Genomic DNA, 18,867 nt, shown 5'->3' on the forward strand with positions numbered 1-18,867 from the left:
GATCAGTCAGGCGACATGAGGACCGCCAGAGTCAACTTGATGAACTCCTCGTTCTCATCGATGGTGTGCAGCGCACCGCGCACGTTTTCAGCCACGTCGGCGGAACCACGTTGCTCGACCCAATTCGATAGCTCCATGATGGAGGCTTCGAGGGCCAACTGGTTTTCGTAGAGCTTGGAGAGCAGGGAAGGGAGTAGGTCTGAGTTGGGCATAAGCGTTCCTCTTTTAGAGTGAACAGCGTAGCAGTGTGAGTTCGAGCTAAGAGCGGTAAAAATGCAACGTCAGAGATGGATGCTTGGATGAGTTGTTAAGGAAAAAACCATATTCCCCGCCCTCCATGGCAGGGTTTTCGATAGAGTCAATCAGTCGGCCCCATGGCCTCCCGACCGCAACGCCTTAGGCGCGGCTGATGTAGATTTTGAAGGGCTTGCCAACCGCGCGTTGGATCAGACCGTTTTTAAGGCGGCGACTCCAGCGCAGGATAAACGTGCCCCGTTCGTCGGTATAAGTCATTTGACTTTCCTCCTAAGGGATGGCCACTACTAACTTAAGGTGGACAGATCCGAAGAACGGGGCTAGGATACGCAGCTGTTGAGAGCACGAATCTGCTAGCTGTCTGCGGTTGCGGAAAGCGAGTGGAGAACCTTCCTAGTAGATTTGCGGTCTACTACCTACTTCTGATAAATCACATTTGCGGTGTGATTTGTCAGAAGTGTTTAAACTCAAGTTGTCTTCCTAGTTTTGGTAACCTAAGCTGATTAATAATCGAGTCAGCGAACGTGTCCGCCTGCCATTCTGAATCTTCGCATTCCACTGCGTTCTTGTCTGAAAAATGCAAGAGTGGGCGGTGGCATAAAAAAATGTGACCTAGCTCATGTAAAAAAATGCGGAGAGCTTCCGGCTCTGAACGATTGAGATTGTTATATAGCCAGTTGGGCATATAAATAAATCCCGTCGATGGATCCACAGTGGCTCGTGCGGCGTCAATCCATTCATCATCATCTACGGGGTCAACGTGAATTCCGTTTTCTTCCAGGCTGTTTATGAACAGACCTATTTTTGACGGTGAAAATGACGCTTTGGTAGCTTTTAGGATCTTGCAGATACGCCCCGCAATGTAGTCAATATCCGTCTTGTCGATCGCGGGCACTCGGTGCCCGCGCAGTCGAAACTCAGTCTGATTTTCTTCCATCATGATCAGTGGTCTCCCCGTGAATTTCACTTAAAAGCCGTCCCAGCTTAGCGAGCTGTTCTTGGTTTAAGTCAGAGTTTGCAAAACCTGCGATCAGCATTCTATGGTGCGGAGGCAGCCCTACTAACGACACGCTTTCGTTATCCTCGCATGCGCTTGCTTTAAGCGTTGCACGATTAACTGACATACCAGACTTCTCGAAATAGCTAGAAATCTTGTCCACCCACTCCATGGGGATTTTGCTTCTTCCAGTTTCCATTGCGCTCAAGAAAGCTGGAGATGTGTCCAAGGCGGTTGCCATGGAGCTGAGCGTAACGCCCAGTGAGCGCCGAAACTCCCTCACTCTTACTCCGAATTTTGAAAGCGACATTGTCCTCACCCTTCCGCTTAATGAAACCTGGGATCATTAAACCAGAGGGGATTTGAGTCGTCAACCATTCAAGTAGAATACTTGAATGGTTGAATTTTTGGGTCGGGCATCGTTGTTGAGCTAGCGAATTGGGATTTGTTGTGTTCGATCGACAGGACGCCGAGGGAGGGGCGGCTGAGTCTCGGCCTTGCGTGCGCAAAACCTACGCTGCAGGCCACGGTTTACCGTTTGCATAAGCACAAAAACACAGATGATTTGCCGTCATCAATAGGGTGATTATCTTTATAAAACAATAGGTTAGGATTATATGGTCCCCAGCATGGGGTGCTAGGGGGCGAGTGTTCGAATCACTCCGTCCCGACCATATAATTCAAGGGGTTGCGAGATTTTATCTCGCGACCCCTTTTTATTTTAAGTGGCTTTTACCCCTACAAAACCACTGGCTCTGGGTGGAATCCTCAGCTGATACAAAGGCCAGAGTTTGTCCCGGAAGGCACAAGCAGCACGTCAATGCTTCCAGTCAGACCTTCCGGCCGAACACAGGTTTACGCAGAGCTGTCCGTTCTTGAACAGTTAATCATTGCTCTGAAAATCGCGAACAAGACTCTCGCTTGGACTGATAGGGCTGAGTGCGTAGCCAGAAGTGTTCGAGAGATGTCGAATGGGGTGTGAGTTCGGCGTCGGGTGGTCGCGTGATTCGCGCCTCGGGCATGGAAACCCTCAGAGTCGGATTTTCGTTTTCATGTGCTTATAGGCGACACGCTTGGTCGGCTGACGTTCGCATATGGCTTTACCGTACGGAGGAATGAAGCGTATCGTGCTGGCAAAAGGACATGGATAGATATTTGCCTCGCAAGGATGACGTTTCTTCTCTAAGCGCCCATCTCTTCGTTGCATATCCTTAGCATTCTGCTGAAGGATCAGGCATCCAGATATCCCTGAAATAACATCGTTGGAACAAGCGTGCCGGCAAGTCACGCGTTTCTTCCTGCGTGAAGCGCTTGTTAGCGCGTAAAAGATAAATTTGAAGGCTGAAGTGTGGACTTTTCGACATTATTGAAATTGTGGGGCGACGCCAGCACTGCTCAGCTAATAGCTCCGCGTGTAGTCATGGTGGCGGTGGCGGTCTTGTGTCTTTGGTACATCGGAAGATATTTCATCCCATCGTTCGTGTTGAGCAGAAGGCTCAAGTCGCTTACGAGTAGCATTGCTACTATCAAGGCAAAGTCGCCTGATCAGCTTCAAGCAGAGCTGTCGAAAGTATTCAATGCGACAAAACTGAAGCATCTTTGGAAAGAGTATTCAGAGACCCTTCACAATCAGTTCGAATATCACGAAGGCGAGCATCGCCTGGTGCGCTCCCGTGCGACTACTGTCGCGGCGAACTTTTTTACCGGTCAGAGTGTTGTCGATACACCGCTGGCTACTGAATTTTTCAAGCACCTGCCAGGCATCCTGACGGGGGTTGGCATTGTTGGAACCTTCTTCGGCTTGATGCTAGGGTTGCAGCACTTCGATCCAAGCACGCCGGAGCTGGTCAACTCAAGCGTGGACAAGCTCCTGAAGGATGTACTCTTTGCCTTCATCGGTTCATTTCTCTCCATCATGGCGTCGATCATCGTCACTGTCTCGGAAAAGTGGCGATTAGGGCGCTGTTACAAGCACCTTGAATCGCTGAATGAGGCAATCGATAGCCTATTCGACAGCGGAGTTGGCGAGGAATATCTTGCTGCGCTTGTAAGGTCCAGTGCTGAAAACTCGGTCCAGACTCGCCAACTGAAAGACAGCCTCGTCACGGATCTTCGGGAAATGCTGCAAAACCTCGTCGATACACAGGTCCGCGAAAGCCTCAAGTTGGCAGACACATTGTCTACGACCTATCGTGACTCCGGGCAGCTGTTGGCGGATCAGGTCAGCAGTGCCATTGAAAACAGCTTGAAGTCGCCATTGGAAGCGATTGCCGGGGCTGTACAGGCTGCCAGCGGCGATCAATCCGGCCAAGTGCAGAATCTGCTTCAGGATGTTCTGGTGGCATTCATGAACAAGCTGGAAGGCACCTTCGGCCAGCAATTCAACGGCCTGAATGAAATGATGGGCCAGTCTGTCGCTGCCATGCAGTCAATGCAGCAAGGATTCTCCAGCCTCATTCAAGACATGCGCTCGGCCAGCGAAAACTCGAATCAGAGCAGCTCGGCAATGATTGCACAGCTGCTTGCCGACATGCAGACCGGCCAAAGTGCCATGCAGGCTGGCATGAACGAGATGCTGGCAAATCTGCAGTCATCCATTGCCCGCATCGGCACTGAGGGCGAAGACGCTGGCGCGCGCATGGCACAGCAGTTAGAAAAAATGTTCGCCGACAGCGAGGCGCGGCAGCTGGCGATGGCCGAGAGTCTTCAGTCGTTTGTCGAGTCAATCCAAAAAAACATGGGCCAAGGTCAACAAGAAACCATGGCCAAGATTGCAGGCTCTGTAGAAGTGCTCGGCGAGCAGCTTTCTACTGTTTTCAAAAAACTGGAAAGTGGGCGCGAGCAAATGGATCAGTCCACTCGCGTTGCACAGGCAGAACTTCATCACGGCACTCGCGCGTTGGTGGGGGGGCTGGACGAGCAGGTCAAAACGCTGCTGCAGTCTGTCGCGGAACAAAATAAAGCCTCGCGAGACAACGTCAAAGCATTAAGCGCGCAAACCGAACAGCATCTGCAAAGCATGCAACTTGGTGCAGACAAAATGAGAGCCGCAGCTGAGCGCTTTGAAAATGCTGGATTGAGTGTATCGAAGGCCAGTGAATCGACGGCTAGTTTGCTGGGCACTGTTCAGGGGGCTGGTGCCGAGCTTGCTCAGGCCTCACGAGAATTGAACAGCATCGTCGCGGACTATCGCAACAACCGTGAATCGTTGAGCAAAACACTAACCGTTATCGAAGGGGTGGTGGCCAGCGCGCAAGTTGAGGCCAGCGGACGTGCTCAATATCTTCAGGATCTGAAGCAACAATCGGAACGCATGCAGTCGCTCAATCGCGAGGTTCATGAGTACCTGGAAAACATCAGCGGCGTTTTGGGCGATGGTTTCAAAGAGTTTGGCGACGGCATGGACAGGGTACTCCGGCAGACGTTGGGTAGTCTGGATACGGAGCTGGATAAAGCTGTTAAAAGTCTGGCTGGTGGCGTCGATGGAGTGAAGGAAAGCATTGAAGACTTCGGCGACATCATGGAACGAATCAAGCAGTAATGGAGCCTGACATATGTTTGGTAAGCAAATGCCTTCGGTGGCTCGCGCTAAGGATGATGCGGAGAAACCGTTCTGGATCTCTTTTGCAGACTTGATGACCGCCATGATGATCCTGTTTCTCGTTGTGATGGTTGCAGCTTTGAGCTCTGTCACCCAGAGGATCAGTCAGTCAGAGCAGGGCGAAAAACAGCGCAGTCGCGACATTAGTCAGCTCTGCGAGCATTTGCAGCTCAAGGCTAAGCACTCTAATGCAACCATCGTCGTCGACTGCAAAGACAATCGGATCAGCTTCGGTGAGGCGGGACGTTTTGGGCATAACCAGTATTCTTTGAGCGACGAGGGTCAAAGTGCCCTTCAGGGAGTAGTGCCACTCATTCTTGATGCTGCCGATAGCGAAGAAGGGCGGAAGTGGTTCAAGCAGGTTGTTATCGAGGGATTTACTGATACCGTCGGCTCGTATTTATATAACCTGCACCTGTCCTTACAACGGTCCGAGTGGGTGATGTGTAGCCTGCTTGATAGTCGCAGCCCTTTGCAAATCGGCCTTTCAGCTGAAAGACAACAGCAGATCAGATCGATGTTCCTGGCGGGTGGTGTTTCTTTCAACAACGCAAAAGACACCAACGAGGCAAGCCGCCGAGTTGAACTGAGAATGCAGTTCTACGGTTTGAAGGAGAAAGAGGAAAACCTCAAACCAGAAGTTCCAGTATTCGCCAGCACAGTGTCCGAGAAATGCCAGTTGGCGATGACGCGATGACCAGTGCATTAGCCAAGCTGTCGTCAGCTATAGCGCTCAGGCTCGATGCCCGTAGAATCGCGATTAGCTCTGAACCGTTGGCTCGCTTTCCTCGAATGGAAGCTGCCAGTGCCGATTTATACGACCGGTTTGAGCGGGCAGAGAAAGCATTGCCACCGCCTCAGGAAAAACGTAGAGCCGCCATCAATAAATTCAGGGATGTCCTGCCTCTGTCGTCCTCCGAATGGCGCATGGTCTTCGCCGGTCTCGCCGATAAAGTCGAGAGTGTGGGTCCCATTCTTGAAGACGAGCAACTTTATGGTCGAGTCCATATCGAGGTCAGTCAGCGGATCGAAAAACGGCGCCTGAGCCGCCGCGATTGGCTGGCGCTTTGTTTCAGCTACTTCGGTTACGAGTCCGATAAGCCCGACACGAATCCGGTCTGGTGCTTGTTGCAAGGCGACATCCGCAATGGTTTCGCTTGTGTAAAGGCGCAACAGACTCGTGAAAAAGAATGGATCCGTATCGTCCAGTATCATAAGCAGCTGTTTTCCGAACAGGCTGGGGTGACGCTTGGCGAGCAGATGTTCAACGGCGAGATCAGTGATCTCTCGATGCTGCAAACAATCGCGCAGATACCTGACAGCAGTTGGTTATGGCACCGGATATTTAACGTATTGCTGTCTCGAATCTTTAATTTGGAAGACGACGAGTTCTCGAAAAGATTCCCCGACTTCATTGAGATCGGGCGTCAGCATCCGACATACATGAATGCGCTCCTCAGCGCCTGCCTGACGCGTTATCACGCAGCATCGTATCGGGAAAAACCGTCGTCCCTTCTCAAACAGAGTGCTTTGGATAACTGGGGCAGCCCACAAATTCGCTCCAGGCAAAATAGCTGGCTTCAGTACGTGGAGAAAGACGTTTGTGCGATGGTGGTCGCGTGGTTTGCTAAAGAAGATCTTGAGCACTTCTTCAATCTCCTCAAAGGCGATAGGGATGTAGATCAGGCACGCCTGTTCTATTGGCTACGTTTCGCGAATCAGATGAGCTATACGCGGATTGTGTTGGGTGCAGACGCCAAAACGGATGCCGGGTCTGACTTTGTTGATTTTCGGCGAAAAAATAATGGCCGTTTGAGCTACCTGGCGGGCAGTAAATCAAGCAACAACGCAGTCATTATGCAAATTGCAAATTATCTGTTCGTCGAGTTTTCGGAGAAAGGCAACGCTTGTTACGTCTACAAAGCCGACAGCGCACCGTTCAACCCGGACCAGATTTATCTGGATCTTAACTCGGAGTTAAAACAGAAAAATAAATCAGCTGTAAAACCCATGGGACATATGGCTATGCCATCAAGGCCAAACCATGTTAGCGGATGGCTGGCAAAATTTGACGAGACTCTTGCAGAACTCGGTATCCGGGCTGATGGGCACATTGATAGTCGAGGTGATCACCCATTCAGGTCGCCACCCCAAACTATTGCTTTCGAAGCGCAGTTGGCGGAAGCGTTGAAGGGGATTTCTCATAGGGTGTATGACTCCCGCGCCAAAGGCGGAGCCTTACAAGTGCAACTTGAAAGTCATGAGCCAGCGGCCATGGCTTGTCTGCAGCGCCTCGGCTTCAAGCCCGTCAACAATCAGCCACTGAAATTCTGGAGGCAGTAATGCTCAAGCGTTTTCTATCTGGAAAAGGCCTGCTGCCGAAGTCCGGTGAGTTCAATAATTTGCCACTATACTCGATAGAGGAGCAGGGATTGTGCTTCCCGCTGAGCCTTGCCGACAGTACTGAGTTTTGGTCACTTGTAGGTTACCTCGATCAGCTCGAAGAGGAAGAGTTCGTATCCCAACTCAGTGATCGCTGGCTACTGCCGTGGGACGAGCTTTATCGACTTTTGAATGAGGAAGGGCACGTCAGCAGCGTACCGTTACTCGGATTGCCAAAGCAGTCGAATTTGACGCCGCAGCTCACTAGCCAAGGCAGTCTTGCTTCGAACGATTTCAAGGTATCAATAGGTGCTTGGCGCGATAGCGAATCCGCGGCGACAGTGCAAACCAAACGTACGGGCGCTGTCCTCACGCATGGCGATAAAATCGAGCTGCTGCCTGAGGCAACTTACCAATTGGTGAGTGCTGTTCGGCAACTCCATTTATCGCAACAAGAAAGCCCTGGCGAACTTACCAACCAGATCGGCTGGGCCAGCGTCCGCAAGCTGGCCCGCAAGGCTGGCGCAGGCATGGACGGTTTTCTCGACAAAACCGTTGTGGTCAGGCCAGAAAACCTTCGTCTCCATCCACGTAAATCGAGCGTAGGCAATACGCCTGTCATCGAGCTGGAACCTACATTCGACGGGCAGCCTGAAAATTGGTTGGAAAATTTCGATGCCCACAAACAAGTGCAGGATCGTTACCGGGTCATCGGGGCTGACGGATCTCTGACCCATGTGCTGATCGAGCCGGAAGTAAAATCGGTACTAGATTATGTGCGTTCACTGCACGGACGCCGGGTGGCGGGCGACGATGCGCTTTCATTCATTCGCAATCCCTATAGCGCTTTGGGTGATAGTGCCAGTCAGGTGTTGGACGCTGACACCTACGAGAGCGACTTGGCGGACGCTGGTATCTTCTTTCACCGTTTTCATCTTGAGCCCGAGCTAAACGATACAGGTCTACGCATTCAGCGCATTAACCTGACCCTTGAGCCCATTTCACCAACACCGCAAGCATCGATAGAACTGCCGTTCAACGAAGCTCATGAGTTTGCTCCCTTCGTGCATGAACTTCAGTTGAAGCTGGCTGCAGGCATGCCGGCGGGCTTCTGGCAGGGTTACGAGCTTGAATTAAGCGACTTCGATTTGCGTCAATTGGCAGGCATCAGTGAGTTGCTTAGACGCTGGCAGAACGAAGCGGCTGGCGCGGAGTTCGACGCAGTGTTGGATTTGTCGCTGTATGGCGATCGTGTCACTGGCATCGGCGAAGCAGAGCGCATCACGTCACCTTTCCTGGTCAAGGAGGCGACAGAAAACTGGTTGCCTAAAGACCTCGCGGATTTGGGCTCCGACGCCGAAATCCTCGGGCGCTGGGATCCGTCGGATCGGGCTCAGTTTGATGAGTTCGAGCAACGGCTGGGCGAGGCTCGCGCGGCAGGTGATGATACGGTACTGATGCCAATCTCAGACATGCCGCTTTCCATCGCGGCGGCAGAGCAGCTGTTTGATGCCTGGTCCAAAAAGATATCCACACCCGAGACCAAGATTTCGAGTTTTGAAGAAAAAGTAGGTCGAGCGGTACTTCAAATTGGTCATAACATCGACGAGCCAACGTACGTTCAAGTACGTCAGGAAGCCCTACGAGCAGCCCTCGATGCCCAGCCTGAGCTGCCGAGCCTGCTAAGACCCGAAGTCATCTTGAGAGAACATCAGTTACAGGGCATTGCATGGCTTCAACATCTCTTCCGGCTTTCGCCGACAGACGTCTCAGGTTGCTTGCTCGCCGATGACATGGGCCTGGGCAAAACCATTCAACTGCTGACGTTTCTGGTTTGGTACCTGGAGCAATATCCTCAAGACAAGCCGACCTTGATCGTTGCGCCGGTTTCATTGCTCGATAACTGGGAGCGAGAGCTGCACCGGTTCTTCTTTGCTGACGCACTCCCAGTCCTGAAGCTTTACGGCTCGGCTTTGAGCGCGGTGAAGTTCAAGAAAGATGAGATTCCTGCCGACTTGAAGGCTAAGGGTATCAAGAACCTACTTCGTCCGGGCTGGGTTGGCGGTGCACGCATCGTACTGACCACCTACGAAACGCTTCGTGACCAAGAGTTCTCCCTCGCTCGCCAGCAATGGTCGATCGTCGTGTGCGACGAAGCTCAGAAACTGAAGAACCCTGCCGCTCTGGTGACTCAGGCAATTAAGGCTGTTCCGGCTCGATTCCGGGTCGCTTGCACCGGGACGCCAGTGGAAAACTCCCTGATTGATCTTTGGTGCCTGTTCGACTTCATCCAGCCAGGCTTCCTTGGCGGGTTGAACCAGTTTGGTCGCGAGTACCAGCGACCCATCGAAGCTGCACTTGAGCGAGACACCGTTGCCCTGGAACGCTTGCGTGGGCTGATTGAGCCGCAAACCCTGCGCCGCACAAAACAGGATATCGCCAAAGACCTGCCCGCGAAAATCGAAGACAAGGGTTGCCGTTCATTGTCGATGCACGCCCTACAGCGAAATCTTTACCTCTCGGAAATTTCGGCCTATAGCCAGAAGCAACAAATCGAAGAACAGCTTGATCAGAAAACCTCCGGCATGCTCGGCCTGCTGCATAAGCTCAAACTCATCTGTGCTCACCCCTACAGTGTTCAGCCGGACAAACGCCTGCGTGACAACTCGCCGAAGCTGCGCTGGCTGCTCGATACCCTTGAGTCCATCAAAAAGGCAGGGAAGGGTGACAAAGTCATTCTCTTTACCGAACTGCGTGATATCCAGCGTGAACTCCAACACGCCATTCAGGAGTATTTCGGATTCCGCGCAACCGTGATCAACGGCGACACCAGCACCAGCAGCCAGAGCGCGAACAGCCGACAAAAACTGATCGACCAGTTCCAGGATCAGCCGGGCTTCTCTGTGATCATCCTCTCGACTATTGCAGTTGGCTTTGGCGTCAACGTTCAGGCTGCCAACCACGTCATCCACTTCACCCGATGCTGGAACCCGGCCAAGGAAGATCAAGCCACTGATCGTGCGTATCGTATTGGACAGGAGAAGGATGTTTACGTGTATTACCCAACAGTGCGGGATGCGGCGATGCCAACGTTTGAAGCGACGCTGGATGAGTTGTTGAGCAAGAGACGGGCGTTGGCGAGGGATATGTTGAGCGGCTCGGGGGAAATTCAAGCCAGTGATTTCGAACGAGTGCTCGGGGTCTGTTGAGGCAAATGAGCGGCAAGGGTTACCGCTCACTGTTTAGGTTAGGTGTTGGCCGCACTTTCCACCGGAAGTGTTGCCAACTCGCTTTCCATCTCTTCATCGTCTCCCACAGCTGATGCTGGTAGACGCTTGGAGACCGTGACGCCCAAAGCGACGAACTTGTCCACGGTCTTGGTCAGGCTTCCGTGATCCCCTTTCAGCGTATTGACGCTGTCTGAGTAGCTTTTCTGCACCGTAGCGATCTGATTACCGAGCTTGTCCATTTTATCCACGAAGATTCGCAACTTGTCGTAGACCTTGCTCGCCATTGTTGCGAGTTGCAGCGTGCTGCTGTTTTGACGTTGGATGCTCCACAGATTCGATACGACCCTCAGAACTGGCAGCAGTGTGGTGGCGGTAATTATCGCAATACGTTTTTCATATGCAGCCTGGAATACCCCCGGACTGTGCTCAGCCGCGACCAAATACGCGGGCTCAACCGGCATGAATAAAAACACAAAGTCAGGAGAGTTGATGCCGTTAAGGTCGGTGTATTTCTTATCGGACAATCCGTTGATGTGGTTCTTCAACGCCAGAACGTGTGCGGACAGGGCTTTGGTGCGATCTTCGTCGGTTTCGGCGGAAACGTACTCCGTGTAGGCCACCAGCGACATCTTGCTGTCAATGATGATGTGTTTACCTTCGGGTAAATTGACCACGAAGTCTGGTCGATTGTTTCCTGCATCGTCGTCCTTGAAGTTCGCCTCGCGGTGGTACTCGAACCCTTTACGCAGCCCTGCCTGCTCGAGCAGCATCTCTACCTTTTGCTCGCCCCAGGTGCCTTGAAGTTTTTTGTCACCTTTAAGCGCTTTGGTAAGATTTGACGCCTCGGTTGTGATCTGGACGTTCAATTCCATCAGCTTGACAAGCTCGCTTTTCATCGAGCTTTGGCCTTGCACGGTATCGGAGTGAACCTGATCCACTCGCTGACGGAATGATTCGAGCTGGTCCTTGAACGGTTTTAGCAGAGTGTCCAGCCCTTGGCGGCTTTGCTCAGAGAAGCTCTGCTGTTTGCTGTCGAAAATCTGATTTGCAAGGTTCTGAAACTCCTGCTTGAGTTGAACCTTGTTATCTTCCAACAGCTGCAGTTTCTCTGTAGCTGAGTGCTGGTCGCGCTGGTGGCGCATATTTATTTCGGCAAGACTCTGCTTCGCAAGGCTGAGTTCATCTCGCGTATCGCCTAGTTCTTTGTCTCGTTGGGCCAATGTGTTGCGCAGCGTGTCCAATTGGTCCTTTTGTTCTGCTGCCTGCCCCAATTGTTCGCGCTGCTTTTTGAATTCTTCCTGGGTATTGTCGAGACGACTTTGGAGGTCCTTATTGGCGGTTTTTACCTCCAGGAGCTGATGCGCTTGTTCCGCGCTTTGACCTAGATGCTCACCTTGTTTTTGCAGTTGTAGTTGAGCTGCTTCAAAACGCGCTTGCTGCTGCTTCAGCGCCTGCTTCAACTCATCCAACTGCCGAGTCTGCTCCTGGCCTTGCCCAAGCTCTTGTTTTAATTCGCCGAGCTGTAGCCGGAGTTGGTTCGTTTCCACGCTGTGTTTTTCAGTGAGGGCGGCGGCCTCTGCAAGTTGCTGCACTTTATCGAGCGTGCGTTGCTTCTCGGCCTCCAGCGAAGTCTTGAACTCGCTGAGCTGAATGCTGAGCTGCTTCTCGATCTCTCGATGGTTCGCCAATGCTTCACTGGCCAGTTTCAGCTCATTTTGATGTTCCGATTGCTCATGGAGCATTTGCTGCTCACGTTGCCGAGAAAGCGCAACATCGTTCAGCAATTGCTGGTGTTCAGCTTGATGACTGGATTGTATTTCGGAGAATTGTTGAGCCAGCTTGCCTGCCGCGATACGGCTATTGATCCAGAAACCGATCCCCAGAAACAGCAAGCTGAAGAGTCCGATCAGGGCCGGAATGAAATATTGTTGTGCCATCGGTACGTCCTTTTATCGCTGGGGTGGATTGCAAAATGATGGCACGGAGCTGGTCGACTGAGAACTGTTAAATATCGACCTGGTTTTAATCGAAGGTCAGCTTCTCGGAGATTTCGATGTTTAAGTGTTAGCCGGTGGGCCACGATACTCGATTAAAAACAAATCATTCCGTGCCGGCCGGTAAATAGGCCCAGATTAAGCAAAGCGGAGCCGGCGGTGATCACTCATCATCAGCCCAGCGGGGAAGCATCGCAGTGTTTTCTGCGTCTAGCATCGGATCAATGCGGCGCAGTTTCTTCCGCTTGTTTTTCCAGAGAATGGCTCTGTGCAAAAAGAATTGCGGTCGAGATATCGAGCGATATGGAAGCAAACGACTTCATCAGCAAGGATTGCGGCAGTGCCCAATCCCACTTTTCGCGCAGCATGTTTTCCACCTCCGAAAGTATCGAGTCTAAATCAGCAGCATCCAGGCTTCCGACTTCCTTCAGTGCCATTTGGGTTCGACCGATGTCGGCGTCAACCTCAATGGTAAGGCCTGTGTTATCACAAGAAAGGCCGACATGATTGAGTAACAACCGCAGTGCATCGTTGGCATGATCACCTAGCCAGCTCATCAGATAACACTTACCGCCCGACTCAACTATGTAGCGCTTACCAAGGCCCAGCGAAACAAATGTCTTTCGAGCCTCGTCGAGAAGCTCTTGAGCCCCTTGATCAATAAAGGGGCAGGGGATTGTGTCTGCCAAGACGGCTCGCATTTCTTGGCGTACGTTGTCATGCACCATCGCACCCAGACCATCGAACTGAGGAGGGGCACCACCGCGTGCTGCTGAAACGATGATGACTTTGGCCTGGAGATCAACATCACGAACCTGCCACCTCCGGCCTCCGAAAATAATGCGCTGATCCTTGGTCAGTGGACGGCTTACCGGCACAGATCCCAGTGCCCTACCATCGCATACAAGGCGAAATTCTTCGTCGCTGGTGAATGCGCTGTAGAACTCATAGTGGTTGATCAATCGCTCTCCAACCGTCCCAGGAAGAAGCAACCCTGAGCTGTCCTGAACAATGAGCTCGTGCTCGCCGAGCGCCTTGAGCAACTTCACAAAGTCTGGTTTCTCAACTTTTGGAAATGCTCCCTCAGCAATCAAACTTTTCCAGAGATCTGCAGCAGATGCACCGCCGCACTGGGCAATCACTGAAAGACATTGTTGAACGAGGGTGGACGCGTGAATGCCTTGAGCCCTGGGAGGTTCAAACCACCCCTTGGCCAGCAGTCGAACCATGGCAATGGTTTGAACCAAGCCTTGGCGCAGTTGATCCGAGAGGCTCGATCCATCTTTGAGTGGCGATTCCTTGCAGTAAACGCGCAGCGTTGCTTTTTCTCCTGGGCGCCTTCCCGATCGCCCTAGACGTTGTCGCAGACTCGCCACCGATGGTGGGGCACCAATCTGCACGACTGTTTTGATGCTGCCGATGTCTATGCCGAGCTCAAGCGTCGTGGTGCAAATCGCGGATGCTGCATGAGTCCCTGCCTTGAGAGCATGTTCTGCTTGCTCACGTAAGTCCTTCGAAAGGCTACCGTGATGAGGCCAGAATTCGTTAGGCACGCCTTCTTTCTCGCAGCGCCGTCGCAGTTGATCTGCGTACCATTCAACCTGAGACCGGCTGTTTGGGAAAATCAGGTTGTTGCTGCCGCGTAACACCTTGTAAAGATGATCAGCGATCGCGAAGTCTGGGCTTGCCTCGTTCTCTGTCTCGTCTTCATTTTCCGCCTGGTCAGGGCGCTTTACGGGCTTCTTCTTGAGCTCGCTCATGGGTGGCTGAATGTAACCACGAACTTGCACCTGGAGAGTCTGGTTGGAGCTTTTTGATTCAATGACGGTAACGCCATCGGCATTTCCCGGACGCAAAAACTCCGACGCCATCTTCATATCGCCGAGGGTGGCTGAGAGCCCGACTCTAGGGAGACGGTGGCCGGCAACAAGTTCTACCCGATGCATTAGCGACTGAAGTTGCTTGCCTCGTTCGCTACCGATGAACGCATGCAGCTCATCCACGACGATATAACGCAGGTGTTGGAACACCCCGCCAAGACTTGAACCGCGGTTGACGAACAGGGCTTCAAGGGATTCAGGAGTGATCAGAAGCACCCCCTCAGGGGACTTCAAAAAGCGATGTTTTTTGCTTGAGGAGATGTCCCCGTGCCAAGCCACTACGGGAATCTCAAGCTGCTCACAAAGACGGCTTAACCTGTCCCACTGGTCGTTGATCAGGGCCTTGAGCGGGCTGATATACAGCACCGAACCGGGTGGATCATCACGATTCAGCAAATTGGTGAGTATGGGAAGAAAAGCAGCCTCGGTTTTGCCTGCCGCTGTTGCTGCGGCGATGATGACATCCTGATCGGCATCTACCAGAACAGGTACCGCCCATTCCTGGGCGTCGCGCAAGGAAGTCCAGCCTTCCGCCCAAACCCATCGCTGGATTCGGGACTCAAGTTGATCGAAACCCGATGACTCAGAGTGTGAAGGTGGCAAGTTCATCGTCCGCATCGACTTTGGTATCGTCTTCGCCGCCCGAGTCCCTGGCGACCTCGACGGCTCCAAGCAGCATTCGCCAATCGGCGCCCGGGTTTTGCTCCAAGATGGCGAGCAGGTTGATGAACGCTGTGATCGTGGTACGTGGCGTGCGGAAGTAAGCTTCTCCCAGACGCTGATTACAATGCGCCATGAACAAGGGAAGCGCTTCGTCAGGTAGTAAGTATTTTTCGACATCCCCGCCAGCGTATACGTGACGAAGCTTCTGAAGCAGCACGTAGAAGTCTTCCGGGGTCAGGCTGGTCAGGCGAATGACCGGCCCCGACAGATCCACCAATCCTGATTTTGCAAACGAGTTCTCGGCCAATCGAGATTGCAGGGCAGGGTAGCTGAATAGCCCCCGACGAGTGTCCATCAAAAACTCAGGAGTGCCACCTAAAACGAAACCAAGCCCTTCGGACGATCCCTGCAGAGAGTCGTTGAGAATACGGAGGATCTGTTCGTAATTGGCATTACGAGCTTGGGTATTGGCCAGTTTGTAGAGGTTGACCAGTTCGTCGAGGCAGATCATCAGACCGCCAAAACCTGCAAGTCTGACGAATCTCGACAGGAGCTTGAGCTGATCGTAGACGGAGGCATCATCAATGATGGTTCGTACACCCAAGGCTGCTCGGGCATCAGTCTTAGTGGTGAACTCTCCACGCAACCAACGGATGGCGTCGGCCTTGAGCTGCTCGTTGCCTTCTTCGAAACCTCGGCAATAGGCGGCAATCACCTCCGCAAAATCATACCCGTTGACCATCTCGGTCAGCTCGGCCAAGTGAGCACGAATAACAGTCTCGCTGTCCGTACCCGCCGCCTTGGCTTCGGTTTTGGCCTGAGAGATGAATTTCTCAACAATGCCTTGCATAGCCCCTCCGTCGGGCTTCGTACGAGTCGACATGTTTTTAGCCAACTCGGAGTAAAGCGAACGTGCTTGTCCACCCGTGGCATGTAATCTGCGATCTGGGTTCAAGTCGGCATGCATGGTGACAAGCTTGCGCTCCATGGCAATGGCTCGTATCAGGTTCAGAAAGAACGTTTTACCCGCACCGTACTCGCCAATGACGACTCGAAATGCCGATCCACTTTCAACCAGGCGATTGACGTCCTTAATCAGTGCATCTAGTTCGCCTACCCGGCCAACCTGAATGAGGTGTTGGCCCACGCGAGGAACGACGCCTGCACGTAGCGACTGGATGACCGCATCGCGATCCTTGGCTCTGATAGTGCTCATAGGGCTAACTCTTCCAGAATGTTTGTATTGATCTCGACAGGGTCATCACCCTCAGTGACGGGCATATCGAAACGTTCAAAAGCCATGTCGTTAATTTGTTCCAGGGCACCATCGAGCATCAGCTCCATGTCGCTGGCGGCAGCTTCAAGTTCGGAGCGGCTCCACTCAGGGCGTGAGATCAGCAACCGAAGGAATGCAGAGTGTTCCAAATCGAGACCATCAATGTCTGCACTCGATTCTTGTACTGATTCTGCCACATCGATCAACTGTTCCGGTTCGTCAACCTGGTCATCAGTGAAGACTTTGGCAAGGAGGGCGGAGACCTCTGCGGTTTCTCGTTGCAGTTCTGCAATGCGCTCGTGATCAAGCACGAACCCTTGATTTACAGTGAAGTTGATCGGGGTACCAGGCTCGGAACGAGGAATGCCGGCTTTTGGTTTTACGAAGGCAATACTTGCTCCAGATGCAGCACCGTGGAGATCGCTGTACAGCAACTGACTGTCCAGCTGCAGGGCCTTGTAAACGCGCTCGAGAAGTTTCACTTCCAATGGGCTGACGATGCCATCTGCTTGCGCCAGATGGGCCAGGAAGCTGGCAATCGTGCGTTTGGCTTCGACCGTTAGTGGGTCGAGTTTTTTCTTTAGGCTGGCCAGCGTTGGTGGTTGCTGGATCTGGATTCGCAGGTGTGCTTTAAGGCGTTTGCGATGGGCCACACTCAGGTGATTCCAGGAGTCGATGTGTTGAGCAAGAAGCGTAACTTCCTCAGTGGAGGTATCACCATCGGCAGAAGCCACAGCACTAGCAAGGTCGAGCGTCACCGAAGCAGCATTGTAGGCTGCAGAAGCTCGCAGTGCCCCGTCTTCTGGTTGAGTCACGAACAGCGCGATTTGATCTTCTGCTTTCGGTGTCTTACTGCCAGCCAGTACGTCGGGTTCAATACCGATATGAAGCGATTCCAGCGCGCGGGCAAGTGCAAGTACTTTGTCGCGGGACAGGGCGCCGGCGCTCTTGAACCGGCCTGCGAGTTCGCCAAAGCTCATGACAATCAGGTCGTCGCCAATTCTGAATTGAAGCTCGTCCAATTCTGTACGGGCTGCCGTCGGCCAGAGAGCGACGGGAAGTTGCAAAAGACCTTCGAGAGCTTCTGCGCTATCAGGGTTGCGGCCCAAATATCGGCTGTAGGGTTCAAGCTCTGTAGTGCATAGCTCAACCAGCAACTGCAGGCTTTTTCGTGTACCTGACGTGGCCAGGACATCAGGAAGGTCACCCAAGCTAAGCGTGGGGGCCATTAAGACCGCGGAGGCCGGCCGATAGCTGGTTTTAAGTTTGGTCTTGTTCTGCGCCAGGACAAGACCCTTAGGGTGGGCGCTTGTGTACTTAAGCTTGAACAGTCTCGAAAAGACATCCTTGCAGCGAGTCACGGGCGTGCGTTTGCTGATGTTGGGGTCAGCTAGCGCCCAGGCTAATGCCCAATCGGCATCAAGGGGGCGCTTGTTGGAAGCGAGTTGCCCCAGACCTACGCGCAGTGGCAGTGGCATCTCGTAGCTATACGCGACAACGTTGGGAGGTGGTCCAAGGTAAAGGTCTGGATCGATCTTGGTGTTGCTCAGGTAATCCAGAAAACCTTCCGCATATCCCCTGAACGACCTATTTTCCCCGTAGATACTCAATAGGCGCTGGACTTCTTCTACGATCAAAGGAAGCTCAGCCTTGACGCGCGGGTCACTCACTGCGTCAACGAGTGCTCGACGCTCCAGACCATAAAAATACAAAAAGACGTAGCCGGTGTCTGCCAGTGGGTAACGACGGCCGCCCTCCAGCCATTGAAGGTATCCACGGCGAGCCTCTGACGTGATGGAGTGAAAACTGGGCCAATAGGACATCAGCCGTTCTTCTAGATCGACGTGTGTCTTTGCGATACGGAGCTTGGGGTTTATCAGTGAGGGTTCTTCGGCATCGTGCCGGCCACCTAGCACGCTGCCCATATAGAACATGCCACCGGGAATTGAAAAACCGGAAACGGTGACAGATTCACCTACTGGCACCCAGCGAACATCAGGTTTTTGCGTGCTCGCATTTGGAATGTTGAAGAACTTTGAAGATGCTGAGCCGAGTTGGACAGTGTAAAAATCAGAGGTTTCCTCTGTGCCCATATTGCTCCCTGAAACCTCACGGATAGAGAAAGTGATGCCTGGCCGTTGATGCTCTCGCAGATGTTCCGTCTCCGAAACGGTCACTGACAATTGCTCGGCCTGTCGCCTTGAGCGACGAACCAGCAGCCAAAAAACCGCGGCAATGCAAGCAATAACACCAATGGCGATCCAAGCATTTTTCGGGATCGATGCGACTGCGCCGAAGGCCAGAGCGAAAATGATCAGGATGCCGTTACTTGTAGATTTTTTTGCCTTCTTCCTTGCCATGAGTCGTTTCAACCTTGAAAGATGGGTGCTGGCGCAATGGCAGTATCCGATAATTGCCCTACGAGAACCATGGGCTGAGGAACGCTATTGATCGGAAAATTTTGCTCGCGCACGAATAGCTACAATCATCAGAAGTAGCTTTTTCAGCATGACGCGCGCAGATCATCCCCCTCCGTTGCTGATAGCTGCGATTAATTGTGGGCAGCTATCAGCCAGAAGCAGTCATTCA

Annotated in this window: 11 protein-coding genes; 4 read left to right on the plus strand and 7 right to left on the minus strand. The window is 52.7% G+C overall.

The window, feature by feature from the left end; all coding sequences use genetic code 11:
* Nucleotides 1-2: 2 nt before the first annotated feature.
* The 3 genes from HX821_RS12685 to HX821_RS12695 form a co-directional block, all read right to left on the minus strand.
* The gene (locus HX821_RS12685; RefSeq protein ID WP_102368592.1) at nucleotides 3-212 is read right to left on the minus strand and encodes a hypothetical protein; all 210 of its coding nucleotides are present in this window, start codon (nucleotides 210-212) and stop codon (nucleotides 3-5) included.
* Between the two features lie 494 nt (nucleotides 213-706).
* The gene (locus tag HX821_RS12690) at nucleotides 707-1,195 is read right to left on the minus strand and encodes an ImmA/IrrE family metallo-endopeptidase (RefSeq protein ID WP_177035832.1); all 489 of its coding nucleotides are present in this window, start codon (nucleotides 1,193-1,195) and stop codon (nucleotides 707-709) included.
* The gene (locus HX821_RS12695) at nucleotides 1,173-1,562 is read right to left on the minus strand and encodes a helix-turn-helix domain-containing protein (RefSeq protein ID WP_177035833.1); all 390 of its coding nucleotides are present in this window, start codon (nucleotides 1,560-1,562) and stop codon (nucleotides 1,173-1,175) included. The genes HX821_RS12690 and HX821_RS12695 overlap by 23 nt, the downstream gene beginning before the upstream one ends.
* 1,038 nt (nucleotides 1,563-2,600) lie before the next feature.
* On the opposite strand from HX821_RS12695, the gene zorA1 reads away from it, so the two are divergent.
* Genes zorA1 through zorD form a run of 4 tightly spaced genes read left to right on the plus strand, consistent with a single transcriptional unit; the run spans nucleotide 2,601 to nucleotide 10,444 of the window.
* Nucleotides 2,601-4,793 (plus strand): type I Zorya anti-phage system protein ZorA1, encoded by a 2,193-nt coding sequence (gene zorA1 / locus HX821_RS12700; protein ID WP_177035834.1) that lies wholly within the window; start codon nucleotides 2,601-2,603, stop codon nucleotides 4,791-4,793.
* Between the two features lie 13 nt (nucleotides 4,794-4,806).
* Nucleotides 4,807-5,550, plus strand: coding sequence for a type I Zorya anti-phage system protein ZorB1 (zorB1, locus tag HX821_RS12705; RefSeq protein ID WP_053162988.1), 744 nt, complete (start codon nucleotides 4,807-4,809; stop codon nucleotides 5,548-5,550).
* Entirely contained in the window at nucleotides 5,547-7,196 is a 1,650-nt protein-coding gene (zorC, locus tag HX821_RS12710; RefSeq protein WP_177035835.1) for a type I Zorya anti-phage system protein ZorC, read from the plus strand. The genes zorB1 and zorC overlap by 4 nt, the downstream gene beginning before the upstream one ends.
* On the plus strand, nucleotides 7,196-10,444 hold the full coding sequence (gene zorD / locus HX821_RS12715; RefSeq protein WP_177035836.1) for a type I Zorya anti-phage system protein ZorD: 3,249 nt from the start codon (nucleotides 7,196-7,198) through the stop codon (nucleotides 10,442-10,444). Before zorC ends, zorD begins: the two co-directional genes overlap by 1 nt.
* A 38-nt stretch (nucleotides 10,445-10,482) precedes the next feature.
* On the opposite strand, the gene rmuC is transcribed toward zorD, so the two are convergent.
* The 4 genes from rmuC to HX821_RS12735 form a co-directional block, all read right to left on the minus strand.
* Complete coding sequence (gene rmuC / locus HX821_RS12720; RefSeq protein ID WP_159936332.1) at nucleotides 10,483-12,402, minus strand: DNA recombination protein RmuC; 1,920 nt, start codon at nucleotides 12,400-12,402, stop codon at nucleotides 10,483-10,485.
* Between the two features lie 278 nt (nucleotides 12,403-12,680).
* On the minus strand, nucleotides 12,681-14,948 hold the full coding sequence (locus HX821_RS12725; RefSeq protein ID WP_177035837.1) for a DEAD/DEAH box helicase: 2,268 nt from the start codon (nucleotides 14,946-14,948) through the stop codon (nucleotides 12,681-12,683).
* Entirely contained in the window at nucleotides 14,923-16,218 is a 1,296-nt protein-coding gene (locus HX821_RS12730; RefSeq protein ID WP_177035838.1) for an ATP-binding protein, read from the minus strand. The genes HX821_RS12725 and HX821_RS12730 overlap by 26 nt, the downstream gene beginning before the upstream one ends.
* Entirely contained in the window at nucleotides 16,215-18,638 is a 2,424-nt protein-coding gene (locus HX821_RS12735; protein ID WP_177035839.1) for a TerB N-terminal domain-containing protein, read from the minus strand. Before HX821_RS12735 ends, HX821_RS12730 begins: the two co-directional genes overlap by 4 nt.
* Nucleotides 18,639-18,867 lie beyond the last annotated feature (229 nt).

It is taken from the genome of Pseudomonas sp. B6001 (assembly GCF_013386015.1).
GTDB lineage: Bacteria > Pseudomonadota > Gammaproteobacteria > Pseudomonadales > Pseudomonadaceae > Aquipseudomonas.